This is a genomic window from Pseudomonas sp. B13(2017) (assembly GCF_002113245.1).
In the GTDB taxonomy this organism is placed as follows: domain Bacteria; phylum Pseudomonadota; class Gammaproteobacteria; order Pseudomonadales; family Pseudomonadaceae; genus Aquipseudomonas; species Aquipseudomonas putida_Z.
The window spans coordinates 1-612 of record NZ_NEJX01000058.1; the positions used below are offsets into that span (position 1 = coordinate 1).

Here is a 612-nt window from a genome sequence, read left to right on the forward strand (position 1 = left end):
CAGGGTGAGCGTGGTGATGTCCGGAGTCGCAGGATTATCGGTGACGGTGGTCACCGGTTCACCAACGGCCACGGTCTTCTCGTAATTGCCGCCCGAGATGTCGGTGATCTTGTTGGTCAGGTCCAGGTTGGTGTTATGGACGTTGTTCGGCGCGGTGAACGGTACCGAAGCCGACGACTCGCCCACCGGAATGGTAATGGTCTGGCCGTTGGCCAGTTTCACTACCAGATCGGAACCGGTGACCTTGTGGTTAACCGACGCGGTGTAGGTCACTACGCCGCCCTCGACCACGCTTTGCGTGGCGGTCAGGGTGACGGTAGTGGTGTCGATGGTGTCAGTGACCTTGGTCACAGCCGCGGTGCTGCTGACGTCGAGTTTCTCGAAGTCGCCACCGGTGGTTCCGGTGACGGTCACGCTCAGGTCTTCGGCATCGACATACACATCGTCGCTCGGCGCATCGATGGTGATCGAGGCTTCTTTCGAGCCCGCAGCGATGGTGATGCTTTCACCGTTGCTCAGTTTGATCACCAGGTCAGTGCCGGCCTTGTTGGTCAAGGTAGCGGTGTAGGTGATCTTGCCGCCTTCGGCCACGGTGTCCGTCGCGGTCAGGGT

At 60.3% G+C, this 612-nt stretch carries 1 protein-coding gene; it reads right to left on the reverse strand.

Translation table 11 applies throughout. The features are described from left to right. Positions 1–612: immunoglobulin-like domain-containing protein (locus CAG44_RS28890; RefSeq protein ID WP_371919246.1), on the reverse strand; the 612-nt coding region annotated here is incomplete at both ends.